General features: G+C 37.3%; 3 protein-coding genes and 1 pseudogene. All 4 read left to right on the top strand.

Annotated features, from left to right (window positions below; all coding sequences use genetic code 11):
* Nucleotides 1–1,211: transposase (locus F6K13_RS20775; RefSeq protein WP_287288230.1), on the top strand; the 1,211-nt coding region annotated here is incomplete at its 5' end.
* Nucleotides 1,212–1,261: 50 nt separating this feature from the next.
* Entirely contained in the window at nt 1,262–1,996 is a 735-nt protein-coding gene (locus F6K13_RS20770; RefSeq protein ID WP_124144964.1) for a cytochrome c biogenesis protein CcdA, read from the top strand.
* Between the two features lie 657 nt (nt 1,997–2,653).
* Entirely contained in the window at nt 2,654–4,027 is a 1,374-nt protein-coding gene (locus F6K13_RS20765) for a cytochrome c biogenesis protein (RefSeq protein WP_124144965.1), read from the top strand.
* Nucleotides 4,028–4,088: 61 nt separating this feature from the next.
* Nucleotides 4,089–4,287 (top strand): annotated as a pseudogene (locus F6K13_RS20760) (hypothetical protein); the annotation flags it as partial.

Below are 4,287 nucleotides of genomic sequence, written 5' to 3'. Positions count from 1 at the left end.
ATTATCAGGAAATCTATTCTGAAGTCCAGCAAATTAACTTGCAAAGACTAGATAAAGGTTGGAAACGTTGGTTAATATCTGAAAAGAAAGGTAAAAGTGGAGGGCGACCTAGATTCAAAAAATCAGGTAAGTTAAGGTCATTTTGTTTCAGTAGAGTCAATCATCCTAGAGCAGTAGTTAAGTTTGATAGCAAGCAAATCATTATTAGTAAGTTTGGTACTATTCCTGTAATAGTTCATAGACCTATACCAGATGGGTTTGTTATCAAAACTGCAACTATAACCAAAAAAGCTGACGGCTATTATGTGAGTTTTAGCTGGGAAGATAACCCTCCCCTAACCCTTCCAGGGAGGGGAACTGAAGGGGTGGGTTTAATTCCTACAGATAATATTAAGACTGCTATAGGTATTGATGTAGGCTTAAAAAAAATCTTAACTACTAATACTGATGAGACTGTTTCTGTGCCTAATTTATATAGAAAAGTAGAATCTAATTTAGGTAGAAAACAGCGTAAAGTACCCAGAAAACAAAACGGGTCTAATAACTGGAAAAAGGCACAGAATAGAATAGCTAGATTATATCAAAAAATTGCTAGACAAAGAGAAGATTTTCACTACAAAACAGCTTATAAGTTAGTTAAACAATATGACTTAATTGCCGTTGAAGACCTTAATCTTAAAGGTTTAGCTAAAAATACTAAACTATCAAAATCGATTTATGATGTTGCCTGGGGAACTTTTATTGAAAAACTGAATGCAGTAGCGGTAAAACGCGGTGTTCATGTTGTTAAAGTTAGCCCTCATAACACATCGATTAATTGCAGTAATTGTGGTCAAAAAGTACCTAAGACTTTATCAGTTAGAACTCATTCTTGTTATAAATGTGGAACGGTACTAGACAGAGACGAGAATGCAGCAATTAACATATTGGATAAAGCTTTAAGCGAGATGGGTATCATCTTGCCTGCTTGTGGAGGCGTAAGACGTTTGTCAGCCTGTGTTCGCCTAGCGTTACGCCAGCAAAGCAAAAAACTTCTAAAACTTGGGTTCAATTATCTTTGCTTGCGAGCTTCCCGTTATAATCTCCGATTTAACGGGAGAGAACTTCACTTGCAGGAAGTGGAAAATATCCAGTATTCCAGCCTTCATGGCAAAAAGGCAAGAAATTCTATGTGTCTAATCACAGAACCTTCAGTTTCTGCCATCCTATAACTTCTGCCACTGAAGTAAATATTTTATTTCTACTAAATTTAATCATAACTATGGAAACCTTTCTGACTTTACTTTACCAAACTACTCAATATGCAAATACCATAGTGAAGACTCAGCTCATACATCTAAGTTGGGTCAGTTTGATCATTATATTTGTAGCTGGTTTACTTACCAGTTTGACACCCTGTATGCTTTCGATGTTACCAATAACTATTGGCTACATTGGCGGATATGAAGCTAAAAGTCGTCTCCAAGCTGCTGTTCAATCTACTTGGTTTTCTTTAGGATTAGCCACAACTCTTGCTGGTTTGGGAATTCTAGCATCATTACTGGGAAAAGTATATGGTCAAGTAGGTATAGGATTGCCAATTATTGTTAGTATAGTTGCTATTTTAATGGGTCTGAATTTACTAGAAGCATTGCCATTACCTATGCCTTCTTTTGACAGTATGGGATGGATTTCTCAAGATTTACCCAAAGGAATACGTTCATATTTATTAGGTTTAACATTTGGTTTGGTCGCATCTCCCTGCAGCACTCCCGTATTAGCAACATTATTAGCTTGGGTTTCTACAACTGGAGATTTGGTTTTAGGAGGAATTTTATTGTTATTTTATGCCCTTGGTTATGTAACTCCTTTGATATTAGCAGGTACTTTTATAGCTAATATTAAAAAATTTTTAGAACTGCGAAAATGGTCTAGTTGGATTACACCTGCTAGTGGTATTTTATTAGTTGGTTTTGGTGTATTTTCACTGTTATTTAGAATAGTACCAGTTACTTAAAGAAGCAGTCAGCGGTCAGCAATCAGCAATCAGCAGATTTTTTTTGAGACCCCCTTGTTTGTGGAGTATTCCGGAATGGAAAGGAGATTTCAAATCCTCCGAGGGCCATCCGGCTGATAAGAAGCTGGGGATTTTTACCCGGAGCTGCTAAAAGCTGTTAACGCAGTTTCTCCTACCGAGGCTAGCTGATAGCTAGTTAAAAAAAGTAGTCTGATAGATAGTAGTAATTTATGGTTGAGGCGACGAATAAAAAACAGTCAAAATAGGTGAAAAATATGCTCAAAAGTTTATACAGTAATGGTTTTACCTTGAAAAACTATTTTTTAGATATATCTAGTAGCGTGTCTAGCTTTAAAATGTGGGTAAAGCAATTGCGGCAGAAGGCAGTAAATTCAATATTATCGGCCTGTATTTACCCACAATTTTAGTCTGGACGAGCTACTAGGTTTTCCTCGGTCATCCTACACAAACAGCTATTTTTACCTTTTTCAGGTATTTCCCTTGCTAATACTGGATTTAAAGCCATTTTCGGTATCAAAAATCTCAAAGTACCGTTATGACGAATGATTTAGGATTGCTGCACTTGACTTTTTCGAGGGAATATTACTATTGGTACACTACGATGAAAAAATATAAAATCTGATAGGAATTAAATTAATGGATGCTAAAGATTCAGGATTAGGCTGGACGTTCAATCCTCTCAAAATATTTAGAAGAGAAATATTGCCATTATTGGCTGATTTACGGTTAGCGATCGCTCTACTATTAGTAATTGCTATAAGCAGTATTTCTGGGACAGTTATAGAGCAAGGTGAATCAATAAATTTTTATCAGGAAAATTATCCAGAAAAACCAGCATTATTTGGATTTTTGACTTGGAAAGTAATTTTGTTATTAGAGTTAGACCATGTCTATCGTACTTGGTGGTTTTTATCAATATTAGTTTTGTTTGGAGCAAGTTTAACAGCTTGTACTTTTACGCGACAAATGCCAGCTCTAAAGTCTGCTAATCGCTGGAAATTCTATAATAAGAAACAACAATTTGAGAACTTAGCATTAAGCACAGAAATAGAAAAAGCTTCCCTAGATTCCCTAGAAAAAATATTACAGCAACGTGGTTATCAGGTATTTCAAGAAGGAGATAAACTTTATGGGCGAAAAGGAATTATTGGCAAAATTGGCCCGATAATAGTTCACGCTAGTATGTTGATTATTTTAGCAGGGTCAATAGTTGGTTCAATGACTGGATTTATCGGTCAAGAAATAGTGCCGAGTGGAGAAACTTTTCAAATTAAAAATATTGTGGATGCCGGAATTTTTGCCGAATCACAAATTCCTCAAGATTGGTTAGTCCGGGTAAATCGTTTCTGGATTGACTATACTCCAGAAGGAGCAATTGACCAGTTTTATTCAGATCTATCAGTATTAGATAAAAATGGCTCTGAAGTCGATAGGAAAACTATATTTGTAAATCAACCTATGAGATATCATGGGGTGACAATGTATCAGGCAGATTGGGCGATCGCTGCAGTTCAAGTCAGAGTTAATAGAAGTCCTGTTTTTGAGTTACCAATGGCCAAATTAAATACGGCGGGAGGGGGCAGAATTTGGGGAACTTGGATTCCGACTAAACCAGATTTGAGTGAGGGTGTATCTCTACTGGCAAGAGATTTACAAGGAACTGTATTAATTTACGATGCTACTGGTAAATTAGTTGCTAGTGTGCGGGAAGGAATGTCTACAGAAGTTAATGGGATAACGCTATTTGTTGACAAGATTATAGGTAGCACGGGTTTACAAATAAAAGCTGACCCTGGAATTCCTATTGTTTATTTAGGTTTTGGTTTATTGATGTTGAGTGTGTTGATGAGTTATGTTTCTCACTCGCAAATTTGGGCTTGGCAAGAAAGCGAGCGGGTTTATATTGGGGGTAAAACTAATCGCGCTAGTGTGGCCTTTGAACGGGAAATGTTGGAAATTTTAGATAGATTAGATCGTAGAGCTCTTGCAAAAGTGGCTGATACAGTATGATGGGACTACTCAGTAGCGATCGCTAACTCCAAACAGGCGAGGGAGGGTGGGAAGTGTGGGGATGGTGGAGAGTACAGGGTCTGGTCTGACCCTATGCTGCAAACTTCACGCAAGACCCGCATCCTCTTTTCGGATTGAGGCGACTACTCAAAAAATAACCATTAGTAGACAAGCGGGGGATTGGTACTTAAGTTTAGCGTTTGATCAGCGTGCAACTCCCACACCAAAAACTACTGATGTTGTAGGTGTTGATTTAGGCG

The sequence above is a fragment of the Okeania sp. SIO2B9 genome (assembly GCF_010672505.1).
GTDB classification, from domain to species: domain Bacteria; phylum Cyanobacteriota; class Cyanobacteriia; order Cyanobacteriales; family Microcoleaceae; genus Okeania; species Okeania hirsuta.
Note: the sequence above shows the minus strand (reverse complement) of the source record. Positions and strands in the feature narration are given on the sequence as shown.